Source organism: Pseudoalteromonas sp. AWH4_217 (assembly GCF_056161105.1).
The window spans coordinates 1-238 of sequence record NZ_JBSWYM010000100.1; the positions used below are offsets into that span (position 1 = coordinate 1).

At 48.7% G+C, this 238-nt stretch carries 1 rRNA gene; it reads left to right on the top strand.

The annotated features are described in order from the left end of the window. Positions 1-72: ribosomal RNA gene (locus ACXAH1_RS24815) — 16S ribosomal RNA — on the top strand; the annotation flags it as partial. Positions 73-238 lie beyond the last annotated feature (166 nt).

The window sequence follows — 238 nt, forward strand, 5'->3', positions numbered from 1 at the left end:
GAGTGATTCATGACTGGGGTGAAGTCGTAACAAGGTAGCCCTAGGGGAACCTGGGGCTGGATCACCTCCTTATCGACTTAGAACTAATTTGCACGGCCGAGATTGTTCCTGACAATCTATCGGCATGACCTCCTTCCCTGGAGGCCTAAGTGTCCACACAGATGATTGTTGATTAGAATTAGAGAACACAAACATTGTTTGGGTCTGTAGCTCAGCTGGTTAGAGCGCACGCCTGATA